This window comes from Streptococcus sp. 1643, from assembly GCF_006228325.1.
Taxonomy (GTDB): domain Bacteria; phylum Bacillota; class Bacilli; order Lactobacillales; family Streptococcaceae; genus Streptococcus.
In genome coordinates, this window is the sequence record NZ_CP040231.1 from 902,886 (window position 1) to 918,622 (window position 15,737).

A 15,737-nucleotide genomic window follows, 5' to 3' on the forward strand; every position below is an offset into this window, starting at 1 on the left:
TAGAATAAATTTTCGGATTTTAAAAACTTGAAAAAACAATGTTTTTGTGATATTATGTTTACACAATGAATATTAAAGAAGGTGACATTATGCATGGTGGTCCGAGAAAAGGAGCAGGAAGAAAGTCGATTTCTAATAAGAGAAAAGCGTATACTATATATCTAAGCGATGAGGATTCTGAAAGGATAGATAGTTTACCTTTGCCAAACAGTTCAACTTTTTCTCAAAAATGTAGAGAATTGATTGGTATTGGTATTAAAGAAGTAGAACAAAAGCTTGTCAGAAATAAAGGTGAAGTGACCTTCATTGATTTATTTAGTGGTCTTGGAGGTATCAGAATTGGCTTTGAGCAAGCATTGCAGGAACATGGATTGGTTGGAAAATGTGTGTTTTCTAGCGACATCAAGCCTGCTGCGATAAAGGCATACACTAATAATTTCGGTCATAATCCTGAATGTGATATAACTAAATTAAATCCATCAAACTTACCGAATTTTGATTTTCTATTAGCTGGCTTCCCATGTCAAGCATTTTCACAAGCAGGATTAGGTCTAGGTTTTCAAGATACGAGGGGAACATTATTTTTTGATATAGCAAAAATACTATTGGAGAAAAAACCCTTAGGATTTGTTTTGGAAAATGTGGAAGGCTTAGTGAATCACGATAAAGGTAATACTTTTAAAGTTATTACTCGGACTTTGGCAGATTTGGGTTACTCAATAAGTTACAGTGTTTTGAATGGTAAGGACTTTGGTTTAGCTCAATCTAGGAAAAGAATTTACATAATTGGGTTTAAATCTAATACTATTGAGACATTGGAAAATTTCGAATATTCTCATTCAGTACTTCAGGATGTGATTGACTTTAATACTCCACCAATTGATAGTGACTTTTCCAAAAAATTACTATCAAAATACGATTTGAAGAGTGTGTATGGTAAAGCGATAAAGGATAAACGAGGTGGGGAAAATAATATACATAGTTGGGATATAGGTCTTAAAGGCGAAATATCGGAGGAACAGGCAGCTTTATTAGACAATTTATTAAAACAAAGAAGAAATAAAAAATGGGCTGAAATAATTGGCATTAAATGGATGGATGGGATGCCGCTAACATCGGATATGATTTCCACTTTTTTTAACTCACCTAATCTTACAGATATGCTAGATGATCTTGTAAAAAAAGGATATTTAAGTTTTGAACATCCTAAAAAACTTGAAGGTAATAAACGAGTTCCAGACGAAACCCTAGAAAAAGGTTACAATATAGTAACCGGTAAGCTTTCTTTTGAATTTACAAAAATCCTATCGCCCTATGATACAACACCAACCTTAGTAGCAACAGATGTTCATAAACTTGCTGTTCCTGTACTTAATGGTATTCGACCTTTAACGGTAAATGAAGGTCTACGATTATTTGGTTTCCCAGATAATTATGACCTCAGTTTCCTAAAAGAAAGTGAGGCATTTGACTTACTAGGTAATACAGTATGTGTCCCAGTAATAAAAGCAGTATCGAATAAATTATTAGAAACCTATAAAAAAAATAGAGTATGACTTGTTAGCATACTCTATTTTCATTTTAGGATACTATAAATAACTCATCACTCTTTCGTACCATTCGTCTGGTGTAAATGGTAAATCAGATACATGCTCAAAATGTCTGTATGCATCTGCAACAGCTTCAACAAACTCGAAAATATTTTCAAAATGATTGTCTTCATTTCTATAGAAATTACTAGGTCTCATCGCATATGGATTTCCACGTTTTACCTGAAGTCCGATAGGGTAATTTCTAGTGTTGTTAGTAATCTCCCAAATATGTTTGAGGTAAACCCTCTCTAGCGTAAAACCTTGTGTAAAACCATCATTTGCAGGCCTGTAACCTAAAATAAAGTATCGTGCATTTAATTTTCCAGGTTCAGTAAAAGTAGTATCGAGAAAGCTAAAAAAATTTGCTAAATCAAATGCTGGAGCATTATTTATATTCCATGCTTTAACTTCTACATCAATAGGATTTCCATTAAAATTTGCTACAAAATCAGGAAACTCTTGTGTATGAGCACCTGGCTGTATATCTACACCAAGGAATGTGAACCAACTAGGAAGCCATTCTTGTAAGCAGTTACCAATAACATCATTTCCAGAATAAATATGCGCTCGATTTGCAAACGTAATTGAAATTGCACCTGCTTGTCCAACAAGTCTTTCTTGGGTCAATTGGAAAAGTTCTTCAATAGTTTCGATATTGTCCATGTTGATTACTCCTAAAAAATTATTCTAGTTTTGCTTTGTTTTAATAAAGTGATCTATACTTGCTTTGATATCTAATAATTCGTCAGTAGATAAAGTTTCCAAATTTTTTAATATTAATTGCAGAGATCTATATTTTTGTGTGAGAAGTAAGGCCTTCCTAAACTCTTCAAGTGAGTTGAAATAAGAGGTAGAATTATCAAAATCCTCCCAATTTTTGGGTCTTAGATTGCCATCCTTTTCACGGTATTTTGTCAATATTTTAGATTTTTCATTTCTTCTTCCTACAAATTTATACAAATAATCAATATAAATATTATCGATAGTAATGATGGAATTATCGTCAATAGAATATTTTACGAATATACAAAAGATATTGTTATTGAATTTATCGATTTTCTTAGTGTAAGAATTAAGAGTCCCTAAATCATTAGCAGGTTCAGTAATAAAAGTACCTGATTTGTTATATAGACCACATTTATACTCTAATGCATACTTATTACCTCTTATAGTTAGAGTAAGATCGGGAAAATAATTTTTATTGGGGGCTCTATAGGATTTGAATTTAATTTTTTTATTTCTAAGATATTCTTCGATAATGTCAGAAATGTGATCCTCAATCATTTTTCCAAAATTTTCGTAACTGTTCAAATCATGCTCGCTTATCTTTTTGGGGATTTCTTTGAGTAGAAATTTTTTTAAATTCTTTAGCATTTATACCTCCCAATGAGTTAATTCCAATTAATTATATCATAGTTTATAAGCGCTTGCAAAATGTGGTATAATTTTCTAGAAAATAATTGTAAGTGTTCTCGGAGGTAACTAGTGTTCGATAAATATATTTTTGATACTTACCAGGATTTAATCATAAAAACTGTTAGAGGTTTCATTTTCAATAATAAGGATAATACTGATTTATCTACATACATGGTACCTGAACCAAATGGATATATTGAGTTTGATGATTTCGAACTTTATAAGATTTACTATGAAGTAGTTGATAATTCTAAACTGAAACTTGAAATTATTGTGATTGCGGATGTTATTGTTCGTCAGTACATCAAAGGGGAAATGGAACTTGATACGAAATCGAAGTACGTTTCAGTCTATGTAGATATGGAGCTTGATTCAGGTATAAAGGTCTTTAATATTTACAACGCAGAGTTTAAATCTGACCAATATAAAAAAAATAGAAATTTGATGCTTAGTAGGGATTGGGTTCCGTACATCCCTAAGAAAGAATTTGATAACATTGCAGAATCATTTCTAAAGAAATATTATCCTGTAGCACTTAGGCAACCAACTCCTATACCAGTTGAGTTAATCGTAGCGGAGATGGGACTTTCAATACATCGAGAGAAGTTAACATTAGACGACTCAGTTTTTGGAAAAATGGTTTTTAAAGATACTAAAGTAGAGGTGATTGAAAATGACCAACCTGTCTCTAAGCCTTTTAACAAAGGAAGTATCTTGGTAGATAAAGATGTTGTCTATAAGAGAAATGTTGGTTCTTTCAATAATACAGTAATTCATGAGTGTGTGCACTGGGAATTACATAAAGTATTTCACGAAGTAAGAATGATACTTGATAACAGACACTCGGTATCTAGTAGTTGGACAGAGGAAAATCAAGCAGATTCTAGCATGTGGTCTCCACTTGATTGGATGGAGTGGCATGCTAATGGGATTGCTCCTCGAATCCTTATGCCAAAAGTTCAAACGAAAATTAAGATTAGAGAGTTATTTCGAACTTTAACCTTAGTGAATCCTGATATCAGTCGCTCTGAACTTGTACGTGAAGTGGTTGATGAACTTGCTGAATTCTTTAATGTATCCAAGCAGGCAGCAAAAATTCGAATGATTGACTTGGGATTCAAAGAAGCAAATGGAGTTTACAATTACTTAGATGATAGGTATATGCACAATTTCGCTTTTGAGCTTGAAGCTTTTGATAATGGAAGTAGCTATACAATCACATCGAATGATTTATGTTTTGAGTATTGTTTCAATGAATCATTCAGAAAAATCATCGATGGAAATAAGTTTCTTTACATTGATAACCATCTTTGTTTAAAAGATAAAAAATATATTTCCATGACAAAAGATGGCCCAGTTATGACTGATTATGCTTATGAACATATGGATGAATGTTGTCTCCTTTTCAAGGTAAAATCTAAGAAATTTACTGCCATCTCTGATGAAGACTATTATGATTATGTATTAAATCGTGGGGTCACAAGAGAGAGCGAAATAAAAGCTGACTTTGTGGAGATTTTACAGAATCCGAGCTTAATGGATCAGTTACCACCTTTAGAAATGGTGAAACTTTCAAAAAATATTTCTGATTTATTAAAGGAATTACCTTTTGAATTTTCAGGGACATTACGAAGACATAGAGAGCGAAAAAAATGCTCTCAACCATTATTGGCTAAAATTGTTGGTATTACGGACAGAACTCTAAGAGATTATGAAACCAAAGAAGATAATCTACCTAGGCTTGAGTTAGCATTGGCATTTTGTTTTGCTTTAAAACTTATGCTACCTATTAGTGAGGATATGCTTGAAAAGGCGGGACATAAATTAACTAAAATTCACCAGCATCAAGTTTATAAAATGTTACTAACGACAAGTTATTACAAACCATTAGCTGAAATTAATACAATATTACAAGCAGCACAAATGAAGACACTATAGACCATCAAATTTATGATGGTCTTATTTTTTTATCAAAAAAGCGGAGATTCAATTTCCGCTTTTTGCTCATTAATTGATTATTTCAAGGCTTTATCTTATTAAAAACATTATAACCAATAGGGTTTAGCTACGGAAGTCTAGACTACCTATTTTTAATAGTTTTAATGTTCTATACTAATACTGTAAAGATTAATCCTACATTCTAATGTCTTCTTAAAGATACTTTGTAACGAGGAATTTTTCCTACGTTATCGGCTTTAACTGTGTCTTTAAGAAATAGCAGTTCAGCTATAAAGCCAGCTGACCATGATTTAGCAAAGGAACTGCTGATGTGGTCAGAAATAAAATTTAATAGTTCTTTTGGCATGTCCAATTCCTTTGTGAACGAAGGAATAGGTGACAAGACATGTCAATTAATGAACAAAATCGAAACTCAAAATACACTCCAGATCGCTATCAAAGTGAAAAGTCTTATAATGGTGTAAAACCTACTGATTCACAAGTACTAGCTCCATTCGTAATTAGAGATAGAGCGATGCTAGTTAACAAGGATGTAAATCGAGATAATCTTAAAACTTTTAACATTTATGGCAAGCGAATTCTTGTTGGATTTGTACCTATTGAACGAGATGAGTTTGCGAATGCCCTTCGTGTCTTTAACATGGATACCAATGAATACTTGAGCCGTCATTCTAAAGGAAAGCATGATGATTTATCTTTAGATGAGATGTTCGATAAAATGGATAATGATGAGAAATTTGGCTACGATCCAACTGGAATCCCTTCTCACGAGGAGAAACTGATGCTTATTGAAACACTAGAAGAATTGATTGATGTTGTATACCAACGTAATGAAAAGTACGGTAAAATCCTAAAGCTAATCTACCAAGATATCACGATTAGTAAACAAGAGATCATTGAAAAACTTGGTCTGAAAAAGACCCAAGGATATGCTGCTATTAAGAAAGCACAAGCAATGGCAAAGGAGGTCTATAATGAACTAAATCAATAATTGGAAATCACCATCTCGACTTGAGGTGGTGATTTTTTGCTAATCTTTCTGATAGAATAAGCATTCGTATCCGTCGGCACGAAGGTTAATATCAGACAACCAGTCTGGCGCATTACCCATCAACGCTGCAATTTCATCAAGTTTTTGTTCCATTGGACATTCGATTATTACTTCATCATGTACATGTCCTACAATCTTGAACTCTTTCAGCAGTTTTAAGGAATAGGCAAGTATGTCACGACTGATAGCTTGGACTATGTTTTCCACAAATTTTGGACCATAACTTTCTAACCTCTCCCAACGTTTGGCAGTTCCAGTTCCTTCGTATGTGACAGACTCTCCACCGAACTGGTTCTCGGTAATTCTTGGCTTGATATAAGATAGTTTACGACCAGAAGGAAGGCTGATGAACAAAATGCCACTTTTAACTTCAAATTGAATGTTATGAACAGATGTTGGAATTAGGTCCTTTACAGCAGTCTTTACGGCATTATCGACATCCCACCAGAAGAGAACGATATTGGGATTTGCCTGACGCCAAGAGTTTACTAGTGGTTGGAGTTCTTTCTCAGTTAGTCCCATATCAAGTGCTCCCATGGCTTTGAGTGCACCGACTGAACCACCATAGCCACAAGCAAGCTCCGCAATTTTTCCCTTTTGCCTTAGATCAGAATTTTGTCCATGCTTCTCAACAGGCACACCAAACATTTGTGAGGCAGACATACAGTAGATGTCTTTCCCTTGTTCAAATACCTTACTACGCCATCTCTCACCAGCTAAGTGGGACAGTACACGAGCTTCGATAGCTGAAAAGTCGCAAACAATGAATTTCTTTCCTTCACTTGGAACGAAAGCAGTACGTATTAGTTGCGATAAGGTATCTTGAGTGTCATAGAGTAGCTCAGTAGCTTCTAAGTCACCAGTTCTAAAAAGTTTTCTAGCTTCCTCTAGGTCAGAAAGGTGGTTCTGAGGTAGATTCTGAAGTTGTACCAAACGGCCAGCCCATCGACCTGTACGGTTAGCTCCGTAAAATTGAAACATTCCTCTTGCTCGACCGTCCTTACAAACACAGTTCATCATCGCTTGGTATTTGGAAACACTTGATTTGGTAGCTTGCTGACGAAGTTTGAGAACTTGAGCAGTTGTTTCATCAACTGTTTTGAGAAGTTCTTTCACAGCTTTTTTGTCTAGAGAATCTGTTGCTACTTCGTGTTCTCGTAACCAGCCAATCATCTGCAGAACAGAGTTGGGATTTTCAAGGCCTGTTAAGGTTTTTAGTTCTTCTTGGATTTTAGCTTTGCTCTCTGAATCAATTTTGATAGCCGACTGAACAAAGTCAATGTCAATACCAATTCCACGGTCATTGATAATCTGATCTTGGTGGTACTCATCCCACATAAAGGCAGGTACTGGGAAGTTTTTTAGCCGTTCCTTGATGGCCAATTCGACCTCAACATCACGTCTGTTGTAATCGATAAAAGTAGACCACTTGTCAGGCGCGTGATGAGGGAGGTTACGTGTCCGTCCACCGTTAATTTTCGTCTGCTTACAAGGTACGCAGAAGTAGCGAATGAGGTCAGTCCCCTCTCTCATCTTTTGGTCTTTGAGTTTGAGAACTGTTCCAACTCCCTCAAGGGAGAGTGGAAGTCCTAAATAGGCTGACCAAATCATGCTACACCTCCATGAAATTGGTGAGAGAAATCCATCTGATAACAATTCGGGATGAAGTTTCTTGAGCCAGTTGGATAGACAAATTCGTTCAAATGAAGCGTTGAAAGCCCATTTGATAACATTATCGTTTACTAAAGCTTCAAGAATATCTTGTGGTAACTTCTCCTTAGTTAAGTCGTAAACAGTCACTGGTCTATTATTGACAGATACAGCAAACAAAAGGATTTCAAAACTGTCATCTTCCGCATAGCGATAGACACCAGATTTTCGTAGGTCAATCTCACAATAGGTTTCGATGTCAATGCTGAGTTCTTTAATTGGCATAGTACGTCCTTTCTGAAAAAGGTGACAGAAGTACTGCCACCTAAAGTTCTATTTATTTTTTCGACTGAGTGGTGTTTGGCTAAGTTTTTCTTTATTTTGCTTCGCCTTTCGTTCCAATTCATTTCGAATATCATCTCTAATAGTCATATACCCGAAGTATAGTCCGATAAGCACCCAAAGTCCCATAATTGTACAAGTTAAAATAGTATACATCATCAATCTAATTCTCCATTTCTAGTTCAAAAAGTCATCATCATCTTCAGTCGCAAAATCATCCTCAGCACGAGTGCGTCCTCCGAGCGGCTCACCATCACGTAATTTTTGTAAGTTATTCAAACCGCAAGCAATACCTTTGTTGCCATTAGAATTGAAAGCATAGAAGGTAATAGAAGCACGACCGTAGATACCTGAGTACAATTCTGAAGTATCAATGATTTCTTGACGATTGCCATCAACCACACCAGGTTTATGCGGAGAGTTAGCATTTACGAAGTAAGCATTTTTGTATGCTTCATCATCAGGGCGTTCAAGGTCACCGTCACGAAGTGGAGTTTTCAGAGTAGATAATGCAGGTACAGATTTGCCATTGCCTTTGAGTTTTGACTCACCTTCTTTGTAAGCTTGCTCAATGGCTGCTTTAATCTTGTTAATGGTGACAGTATCCTCTTTTGGAATAATGAGTGAGGCACTATACTTGGGAGTGCTACCATTGATAGATTTTGGTTCGTTGGCATTTAAGTAGCTGAAGCGAGTGTTTGGTCCTGTAATTACTTTAGTTGTCATATAGTTATTCCTCTTTAAATTCATTTTTTGCTAGATTCATCTCTTGACGGCTATCGTCAATTGGAACGAGTGTTGGTTTACCACTTGGTTTTATTACGAGACCACCAAGTAGGTCGTTAAAAGTTTTCTTGCCAAGTAACTTTGTCATGGCAGTGATAGTGAGCAGCTTCTTCTCATAAGGATCATAGCCTGCTTCAATCACAGCTTGGCTAACGGCTGACTCATCTGAGAATTTACGAACTGAGCGACCTTCAACCAGTTTGTATCCTGGGATAGGATATCCATCTGTGGCTTGATTTAATGCATAAGCTTTGATGTCGTTTGCCCATGAAATCAACAAGTCTAGTTTAGGCAAAATCTCTGCAATGTCCTCGTTATCAAGAGTAGCTGGATTTGCAAACTCCATCTTGGCAAGAGCCAAATTATCCTCCGAACGTTTGCGACAGATATTCTTTAGTTTACAGAATTGGCAGTGTTTACCAGACTGCATATCCCCCTCACCTTTGAATGCAAGTTCAGCTTTTGGAGCGAGTACATTTTCAGCCCATTTAAGCAACTCAGTCTTTTCTATCTCAAAGGTAGATATGTTATGTTTTCGTGGTTGAAAGATAGTCATGGTAACTTTATCAAAATCATAAAGACCGTCAAACATCTCAAGAGCACCAAGTGCATAACACATCATTTGCGGGTTATAGTCTGCATCAACTAGAACACCAAGTCCGTGCTTATAATCAATAACCTGAAGAAGTCCGTCTGCCACAATAAGGCAATCTCCAGTTCCAAATCCTTCAGGTACCCACTTAGAAAAGTCCAGTCGTTGTTCGACAAGAACTGTAGGGTCACGTGAGTAGCCTCTGGCTTTCTCGATTTGTTCCATGACATAATTGCAGTATTCTTCTGCGCAATCCTGCATTTCATGATTGTAAAATGCTAAATCCTCAGTTGGATCACGCGCATTCCTACCTAAAGCTTTCTCGACTAGATAAGCACATAACTCGTGAGCATCCGTACCTTCAAGGGCAAACTCAGAGTTTACATCTGGCATATCTTCAGTTAACCGAACGGAAGGTGGGCAGTTCAACCAACGATGTGATGCAGAAGCAGATAGAATGGCGTGGTTAGTCATTACCAATCCCTCCAGCTTCTTCAAGGACTGTCGCAAAGTATTTAGGGTCAAGAGCTGATAGAGAAGAAGCACCGTAAGCATTTAGAAGAGCACGAACCTCATTCTTAAAGCCATCTTTTGCCTTTATAGCAAGGACTGCACGGACATCCTCCAGTTGAATTTCCCTTTTTGATTCAGATTTTGGTGATATTGGTTCAGGAACTGTTTCATTATCATTAGATAGGAGTTTTTTGAACTCATCCACCAAGCGAAGGTAGTACTTTGCGGTTTCTTCCATATCATGAATTAGTCTATTCAGTTCTTTCATTTTGCTCATTGTTTTCTTCCTCCTTTATCTTACGAGCGAGTTGCTTTGAGATGACGCTGATGGCAGTTAGAGTATCGACCAGTTCATCATTGTGATTCACAGTTATTTCTTTAGTCATTTTGTGACCTCCTATCTTATTAGGTAGAGATGTGAACAGTAATTCCGGTTTTTATTAAAAATTTTTTTGAATCGATGTTTTTCATCTCTTACACCTATATAGGTAATACTGGGTTGAAATTTTCCGCTTTTTTATAAAAATTTTTTTAATTTGTTATGCAATAAAATAATCTTCCTCTAGCTATATAAAGGAAGATTATTTTTTTTGAAAAAATTTTTATTAAGAGGCGGAAAAATGAGTCGTAGTTCTACCTATTAAGGTAGGAGGGAAAATCTCCCCATATCATTAATTACATTTGGAGGGCGCATAATGCAATTTACCTTATCTCATTCTGGACAGACTGGGGTTCAGACAACCACGGTCTATCCCAATCAAGTAACCATTATTGATGAAATATCATTACAAACTGTTGTGCAATTTGACCATGTGGCAGGGATATTCTTAAACAATGCACGCTCAAATGCCAATTTTATCAAGTCGGACGTTTTGGTCATGGATATTGATAATGACCATTCTGAAAATCCAGATGAATGGATGACAGTTGAGCGATTAAAAGAAATCTTTGCGGATTGCAACTTTGCCTTGGTAACTAGTCGAAGTCATATGCAGGTAAAGGCAGGAAAAGTTCCAAGACCTAAATTTCATATCTACTTCCAAATCAACGAGGTGGCAGATAAGGATATCTATGTGGCCATGAAGGAAGAACTTTGTAATCAGTACAAGTTCTTTGATGATAATGCCAAAGATGCGGCACGTTTCTTCTTTGGAAATCCACAAGCAGAAGTTGTTTGGCATGATTCATGGCTAACTATTGATGAAGATTTGTTTCAAGCTGTTTCTATTGATGACGAGGAAGATTTTGATGCAGAATTCTATACTCCACCAAGTGGTCCAATCCAGCAAGGGAGTCGTAATTCAACAATGTCGGTTTTTGCGGCTAAGATTCTCAAACGTTTAGGCGTGACCCAAGAAGCAAGAGATGGCTTTGATGAGCAGGCACAGAAATGTGTACCGCCACTTGATAAAGCAGAGTTGGATACCATCTGGGGAAGTGCAATCCGATTCTACAACAGAACTATTAAAACCTCGCAAGGTTATGTGGCTCCAGATGCTTTCAATAGAGAAACATTAAAACCGGATGATTACTCGGATGTTGGGGAAGCGGGAGTTCTTGCTAGAGAGTATGCCAAGAAGTTAGCTTACACCAATGCAACGGACTATCTTTACTATGATGGAACTCACTGGCGTGAGAATAAGCAGTTGGCATTAGGTGCAGTTGTACACTTTACCGATGAACAACTTGCTGAAGCGAATGTACTCTTGGAATCTGCAGAGAAGCAACTTCAGTCTTCAGGTATTGAGGAATTGACCATTAAGGCAGGAGGAAAGCGTCTAGAAAATGCAGTTGAAACTCCACTCCAATTAAAATATTTAAAAGCCTATCTTGCAGCCAAAGAGTTTCATAAATTTGTTATGAAACATCGTGACTATAAGAATTTGATGGCTGTCTATAATACAGCAAAACCAATGCTTTCAGTAGAATTGTCAGAATTAGATAGTGATGACTTATTACTCAATACCCCAGAGGCTACCTATGATTTACGAAAAGGAATAAATGGGTCACAAGAACATAATCCTGAAGACTATATAACTAAAATAACCGCAATCTCTCCTAGTGATCAGGGACTGAGATTATGGCAGGAAACATTGGCTACCTTTTTCTGTAATGACCAAGAATTAATTGATTATGTTCAAGAAATAATTGGTATGGCAGCTATTGGAAAGGTCTACCAAGAACACATGATTATCGCATACGGTGGTGGAGCAAATGGCAAGTCTACTTTTTGGAATACCATCGCTCGTGTGCTAGGGAGCTATTCAGGAAAACTATCTGCGGATGCTTTAACCATGTCAAACAAGCGTAACGTGAGTCCTGAGCTTGCTGAGCTAAAAGGGAAACGACTGGTCATTGCTTCTGAGATGGCAGAAGGCATGAGACTCAATACAGCTGTTGTTAAGCAGATTACTTCAACTGATGAAATCCAAGCTGAGAAAAAGTACAAGGATCCTTTTCACTTCGTGCCGTCACACACGCTAGTTCTTTACACTAACCATCTGCCTAAAGTAGGAGCGAACGATGATGGAACGTGGCGACGTTTGGTTGTTATTCCTTTTAATGCTAAAATCACTGGCCGCTCTGACATCAAAAACTTTGCGGACCATTTGTATGACAATGCGGCACCAGCAATTTTATCGTGGATTATTGAAGGAGCGGAAAAAGCCATCAAAGCAAATTTTAAAACATCAGTTCCAAAAGCAGTAATAAACTCTGTCAAATCTTACCGTGAAGCTAATGACTGGTTGGGGCATTTCATCAATGAAAGTTGTGTCGTGGGAGAAACATTAAGTGAGAAATCAGGAGAACTGTACAGTAAGTATCGTGCATATTGCCTTCAAAATTTGGAATACACACGAAGTACAACTGATTTCTATGCTGCACTTAATCAAGCTGGTTACGAACGAAAACGAACTAATAAAGGGAATTTTATTATGGGGTTATCATTAAAAGCTGATGACGATGATTTTCTAAACTAATGACTTACACAGTGAGGCTGTATCACCAGTAGATTTTAAATGAAGTATTTTTTGAGTGTAAGTCGTTGAAGTATTCAGTGAAAAATAATTTGTGAAGTATGGTCAAAAAGTTTATGGATTAAGTTCCATGACTTCCATTTCTTTGTTTAGTGTAAGTCAATGATGGTCTTTTCTAAAACTATCTCTATAGGAAATATAACTAAGAAAAAGTATATAAGGAAAGTTTAGGATATGACCTCATTAGACCTCCACCATTTAAATCTGATGAGAGGACAAGTATGAGAGAAAAAGTGATAGAACAAAAGTTAGCAAGCGAGGTTTTAAAGCGTGGTGGTATCTGTCCAAAGTGGGTATCACCTTCCTTTTCAGGAGTACCTGACCGATTGGTATTCTTACCCAATGGCAAGTTTGGTTTGGTGGAAGTAAAAGCACCTAATCAACATCCTAGAGCTTTGCAGGTGTCACGGCATAAGTTATTTGAACATTTAGGATTTCGAGTCTATGTTTTAGATAATAAGAAAGATATTGAGGGGATATTGGATGAAATTGAAACTGCATGACTATCAAGAAGTCACCAAAGACTTCATCATAAAAACTCCTTATGCAGCAGTCATTTTAGACATGGGGATGGGAAAAACAGCTACAACCTTATCAGCTATTAATGAACTGATGTTTGATCGCTATGAGGTCTCAAAGGTCTTGGTAATTGCTCCACTTAGAGTCGCAAATACAGTATGGAGTGACGAAATAGAGCAATGGACAGAACTGTCTCATTTGAGATATTCAAAAATTGTGGGTACTCCTAAACAACGACAAGAAGCACTCCAAAAAGATGCAGATATCTACATTGTAAATCGTGAAAACATCCCTTGGTTAGTTGAACAGTGTCATCCGCATTTCAAGTGGGATATGATTGTCATTGATGAATTAAGTTCATTCAAATCATGGCAATCAAAACGTTTTAAAGCTTTTATGGCCATGCGCCCCTACATGAAACGAGTGATAGGTTTAACAGGAACACCGAGTTCCAACGGATTGATGGATTTGTTTGCGGAGTTCAAGGTCATTGATGGCGGTGTTCGTTTGGGACGTTTTATCGGAGAATACCGAAGTCGTTATTTTAGAGAGGGACGTAGAAATGGAAACGTCGTCTATGAATATATTCCAATGGACTATGCAGAGTGTCAAATCTTTGACAAGATTGATGACATCACAATTTCTATGAAAGCAATGGATTATCTACAAATGCCAACATTAATCTCAACGAAAAAATTAGTCCATCTCACAAACGCAGAAGCAAAAAGATATAAAGAGTTTAAAAAGGGATCTGTTATTTCTGATTCTAACGAAATTGAAGTAACAGCAGCAAATGCTGCTAGTTTATCCAATAAACTGGTTCAAATGGCAAATGGTGCAGTTTATTCTGATGATCATAGAATTATCAAGTTACATGATCAAAAACTAGATGCACTTGAAGATATTATCGAAGCAGCAAATGGAGAACCTGTGTTGGTTGCTTATTGGTTCAAACATGATTTACTTCGTATTCAAGAACGATTGAAAAAACTTAGGATTCAAAGTACAGTTCTTAAAAGTGAAACTGATATTCATGAATGGAATAAAGGGAATATCTCTGTGGGTTTGCTACACCCAGCTAGTGCAGGACATGGTCTAAATTTACAAAAGGGAGGTCATCACTTAGTGTGGTTTGGGTTAACTTGGTCACTTGAACTGTACCAACAAACCAATGCTCGACTTTGGCGACAAGGGCAACAATCAAACACAGTCATTATCCAACATATTGTAACGGAAGGTACAATTGATGATGATATTCTAAAAGCTTTAACTGCCAAGGACGCACAACAATCACGTTTGATTGAAGCAGTAAAAGCACAAGTAGGAGGATGATATGGATAAAGTAGACTACTATTTCCAACACTATCAAGATGCAAAAAGAGATTTAATAATTGCAAAGAACTTGATTGAAAACTATAAACCCATTTCAGAAGATGCTTTTCTCTACTCTCTTGCTACTAGACAGACAAATGAAGAACGTGTTAAAACGAGTAAAACTAATGTTAGGACAGAAAATATGGCTCTATCTTTTCATGATAAGTTCTTAGCAGAGGAAAAAGAATATCAGGAGTCACTGTTTGAAAAGTACTGTCATTTAAAAACCGATCTCGATTTCTTCGAACTTGCTGTTTCTTCTGTTGATGAAATAATGAGGGATGTAGTTGTTGATTTGGTCTTAGCTGGATTGACATGGGATGAGTTACTACCTAAGCATAATGTTTCTAGAATGACAGTTAGTCGATATAGACAAAAAGCCTTAAAACAAGTAAAAGAATATTACCGTTTTGCTGGTAAAACCTTGAGTATAAATGGATAATGATACTAGGGTGTTACTAAGGTGGTACTACCCTGTTACTAAGTTGTTACTAAGATGGTACTGCTTTTTAAAAATGACTGTGATATACTTAAGATGTCAAAAAAGATAGAAAATCGGCTATGTTCACTGGATAAAATTCTGGTTCTACGGTAATATACACCTAGAAAAATAAGAGGAGAATAACCATGTGGACCAGAGGGCAGATTCATTATCACGGACAAATAGTTGATTACATAGCAAAAGTCAGTGACCAACCTTCTGATGTAGGTATTGATTTAGGATGTGTATTCAAATTAGAGGTTGATGTTGCTGAAAAGACTATCATTTCTTATGACAGAGGATGGGATATCTACCCAGAATCTGATGAACAGGAAGCTATACTTGAAGTGGTTTTGAAAGCTTTAAAAGTTTAAAAATATCTTTAAAATAATGCACAAATGACTGGATATATCCCGATTTTAGA

Annotated in this window: 16 protein-coding genes; 8 read left to right on the plus strand and 8 right to left on the minus strand. The window is 36.4% G+C overall.

Annotated features, from left to right (window positions below):
• Positions 1 to 65: 65 nt before the first annotated feature.
• The gene (gene dcm / locus FD735_RS04785) at positions 66 to 1,556 is read left to right on the plus strand and encodes a DNA (cytosine-5-)-methyltransferase (protein WP_255296298.1); all 1,491 of its coding nucleotides are present in this window, start codon (positions 66 to 68) and stop codon (positions 1,554 to 1,556) included.
• Between the two features lie 33 nt (positions 1,557 to 1,589).
• Here dcm and FD735_RS04790 read toward each other — a convergent pair whose 3' ends face one another.
• Both FD735_RS04790 and FD735_RS04795 read right to left on the minus strand, forming a co-directional pair.
• Positions 1,590 to 2,255 (minus strand): NgoBV family restriction endonuclease, encoded by a 666-nt coding sequence (locus FD735_RS04790; RefSeq protein ID WP_125840180.1) that lies wholly within the window; start codon positions 2,253 to 2,255, stop codon positions 1,590 to 1,592.
• Between the two features lie 24 nt (positions 2,256 to 2,279).
• Complete coding sequence (locus tag FD735_RS04795; RefSeq protein WP_139658612.1) at positions 2,280 to 2,966, minus strand: hypothetical protein; 687 nt, start codon at positions 2,964 to 2,966, stop codon at positions 2,280 to 2,282.
• A gap of 111 nt (positions 2,967 to 3,077) precedes the next feature.
• Here FD735_RS04795 and FD735_RS04800 point away from each other — a divergent pair, with 111 nt between their 5' ends.
• Entirely contained in the window at positions 3,078 to 4,946 is a 1,869-nt protein-coding gene (locus FD735_RS04800) for a helix-turn-helix transcriptional regulator (RefSeq protein WP_125841162.1), read from the plus strand.
• Positions 4,947 to 5,148: 202 nt separating this feature from the next.
• Here the strand turns inward: FD735_RS04800 and FD735_RS09820 are convergent, their stop codons facing one another.
• Positions 5,149 to 5,313, minus strand: a complete 165-nt coding sequence (locus FD735_RS09820; protein ID WP_156672168.1) for a hypothetical protein — start codon at positions 5,311 to 5,313, stop codon at positions 5,149 to 5,151.
• A 39-nt stretch (positions 5,314 to 5,352) separates the two neighbouring features.
• On the opposite strand from FD735_RS09820, the gene FD735_RS04805 reads away from it, so the two are divergent.
• Positions 5,353 to 5,958, plus strand: coding sequence for a hypothetical protein (locus tag FD735_RS04805; RefSeq protein ID WP_125841163.1), 606 nt, complete (start codon positions 5,353 to 5,355; stop codon positions 5,956 to 5,958).
• Between the two features lie 39 nt (positions 5,959 to 5,997).
• Here the strand turns inward: FD735_RS04805 and FD735_RS04810 are convergent, their stop codons facing one another.
• The 5 genes from FD735_RS04810 to FD735_RS09915 form a co-directional block, all read right to left on the minus strand.
• Positions 5,998 to 7,953: a DNA polymerase gene (locus FD735_RS04810; RefSeq protein ID WP_125841164.1), complete on the minus strand. Its 1,956-nt coding sequence runs from the start codon at positions 7,951 to 7,953 to the stop codon at positions 5,998 to 6,000.
• A gap of 234 nt (positions 7,954 to 8,187) precedes the next feature.
• Complete coding sequence (locus FD735_RS04815; protein WP_046391433.1) at positions 8,188 to 8,736, minus strand: DUF2815 family protein; 549 nt, start codon at positions 8,734 to 8,736, stop codon at positions 8,188 to 8,190.
• Positions 8,737 to 8,740: 4 nt separating this feature from the next.
• Positions 8,741 to 9,862: a DUF2800 domain-containing protein gene (locus tag FD735_RS04820; protein WP_139658613.1), complete on the minus strand. Its 1,122-nt coding sequence runs from the start codon at positions 9,860 to 9,862 to the stop codon at positions 8,741 to 8,743.
• Positions 9,855 to 10,178 carry a hypothetical protein gene (locus tag FD735_RS04825; RefSeq protein WP_125841166.1) on the minus strand — a complete coding sequence of 108 codons (324 nt, stop codon included), beginning with the start codon at positions 10,176 to 10,178 and terminating at the stop codon, positions 9,855 to 9,857. The genes FD735_RS04820 and FD735_RS04825 overlap by 8 nt, the downstream gene beginning before the upstream one ends.
• Positions 10,153 to 10,287 (minus strand): hypothetical protein, encoded by a 135-nt coding sequence (locus FD735_RS09915; RefSeq protein ID WP_255296299.1) that lies wholly within the window; start codon positions 10,285 to 10,287, stop codon positions 10,153 to 10,155. The genes FD735_RS04825 and FD735_RS09915 overlap by 26 nt, the downstream gene beginning before the upstream one ends.
• Positions 10,288 to 10,596: 309 nt before the next feature.
• On the opposite strand from FD735_RS09915, the gene FD735_RS04830 reads away from it, so the two are divergent.
• From FD735_RS04830 to FD735_RS04850, 5 genes are all read left to right on the plus strand, one after another.
• Entirely contained in the window at positions 10,597 to 12,882 is a 2,286-nt protein-coding gene (locus FD735_RS04830; protein ID WP_139658614.1) for a phage/plasmid primase, P4 family, read from the plus strand.
• A 278-nt stretch (positions 12,883 to 13,160) separates the two neighbouring features.
• Positions 13,161 to 13,442, plus strand: a complete 282-nt coding sequence (locus FD735_RS04835; RefSeq protein WP_006153521.1) for a VRR-NUC domain-containing protein — start codon at positions 13,161 to 13,163, stop codon at positions 13,440 to 13,442.
• Positions 13,423 to 14,790, plus strand: coding sequence for a DEAD/DEAH box helicase (locus tag FD735_RS04840; protein ID WP_139658615.1), 1,368 nt, complete (start codon positions 13,423 to 13,425; stop codon positions 14,788 to 14,790). Before FD735_RS04835 ends, FD735_RS04840 begins: the two co-directional genes overlap by 20 nt.
• Before the next feature lies 1 nt (position 14,791).
• Positions 14,792 to 15,274: a hypothetical protein gene (locus FD735_RS04845; RefSeq protein WP_139658616.1), complete on the plus strand. Its 483-nt coding sequence runs from the start codon at positions 14,792 to 14,794 to the stop codon at positions 15,272 to 15,274.
• 185 nt (positions 15,275 to 15,459) lie between these two features.
• Positions 15,460 to 15,687 (plus strand): hypothetical protein, encoded by a 228-nt coding sequence (locus tag FD735_RS04850; protein ID WP_139658617.1) that lies wholly within the window; start codon positions 15,460 to 15,462, stop codon positions 15,685 to 15,687.
• Positions 15,688 to 15,737 lie beyond the last annotated feature (50 nt).

What these genes read in the sequence shown, in the direction of transcription:
- dcm (WP_255296298.1), top strand. Translation starts at nt 66, where the DNA reads ATGAATATTAAAGAAGGTGACATTATGCATGGTGGTCCGAGAAAAGGA.
- FD735_RS04790 (WP_125840180.1), bottom strand. Translation starts at nt 2,255, where the DNA reads ATGGACAATATCGAAACTATTGAAGAACTTTTCCAATTGACCCAAGAA.
- FD735_RS04795 (WP_139658612.1), bottom strand. Translation starts at nt 2,966, where the DNA reads ATGCTAAAGAATTTAAAAAAATTTCTACTCAAAGAAATCCCCAAAAAG.
- FD735_RS09820 (WP_156672168.1), bottom strand. Translation starts at nt 5,313, where the DNA reads ATGCCAAAAGAACTATTAAATTTTATTTCTGACCACATCAGCAGTTCC.
- FD735_RS04805 (WP_125841163.1), top strand. Translation starts at nt 5,353, where the DNA reads ATGTCAATTAATGAACAAAATCGAAACTCAAAATACACTCCAGATCGC.
- FD735_RS04810 (WP_125841164.1), bottom strand. Translation starts at nt 7,953, where the DNA reads ATGCCAATTAAAGAACTCAGCATTGACATCGAAACCTATTGTGAGATT.
- FD735_RS04815 (WP_046391433.1), bottom strand. Translation starts at nt 8,736, where the DNA reads ATGACAACTAAAGTAATTACAGGACCAAACACTCGCTTCAGCTACTTA.
- FD735_RS04820 (WP_139658613.1), bottom strand. Translation starts at nt 9,862, where the DNA reads ATGACTAACCACGCCATTCTATCTGCTTCTGCATCACATCGTTGGTTG.
- FD735_RS04825 (WP_125841166.1), bottom strand. Translation starts at nt 10,178, where the DNA reads ATGAGCAAAATGAAAGAACTGAATAGACTAATTCATGATATGGAAGAA.
- FD735_RS09915 (WP_255296299.1), bottom strand. Translation starts at nt 10,287, where the DNA reads ATGACTAAAGAAATAACTGTGAATCACAATGATGAACTGGTCGATACT.
- FD735_RS04830 (WP_139658614.1), top strand. Translation starts at nt 10,597, where the DNA reads ATGCAATTTACCTTATCTCATTCTGGACAGACTGGGGTTCAGACAACC.
- FD735_RS04835 (WP_006153521.1), top strand. Translation starts at nt 13,161, where the DNA reads ATGAGAGAAAAAGTGATAGAACAAAAGTTAGCAAGCGAGGTTTTAAAG.
- FD735_RS04840 (WP_139658615.1), top strand. Translation starts at nt 13,423, where the DNA reads ATGAAATTGAAACTGCATGACTATCAAGAAGTCACCAAAGACTTCATC.
- FD735_RS04845 (WP_139658616.1), top strand. Translation starts at nt 14,792, where the DNA reads ATGGATAAAGTAGACTACTATTTCCAACACTATCAAGATGCAAAAAGA.
- FD735_RS04850 (WP_139658617.1), top strand. Translation starts at nt 15,460, where the DNA reads ATGTGGACCAGAGGGCAGATTCATTATCACGGACAAATAGTTGATTAC.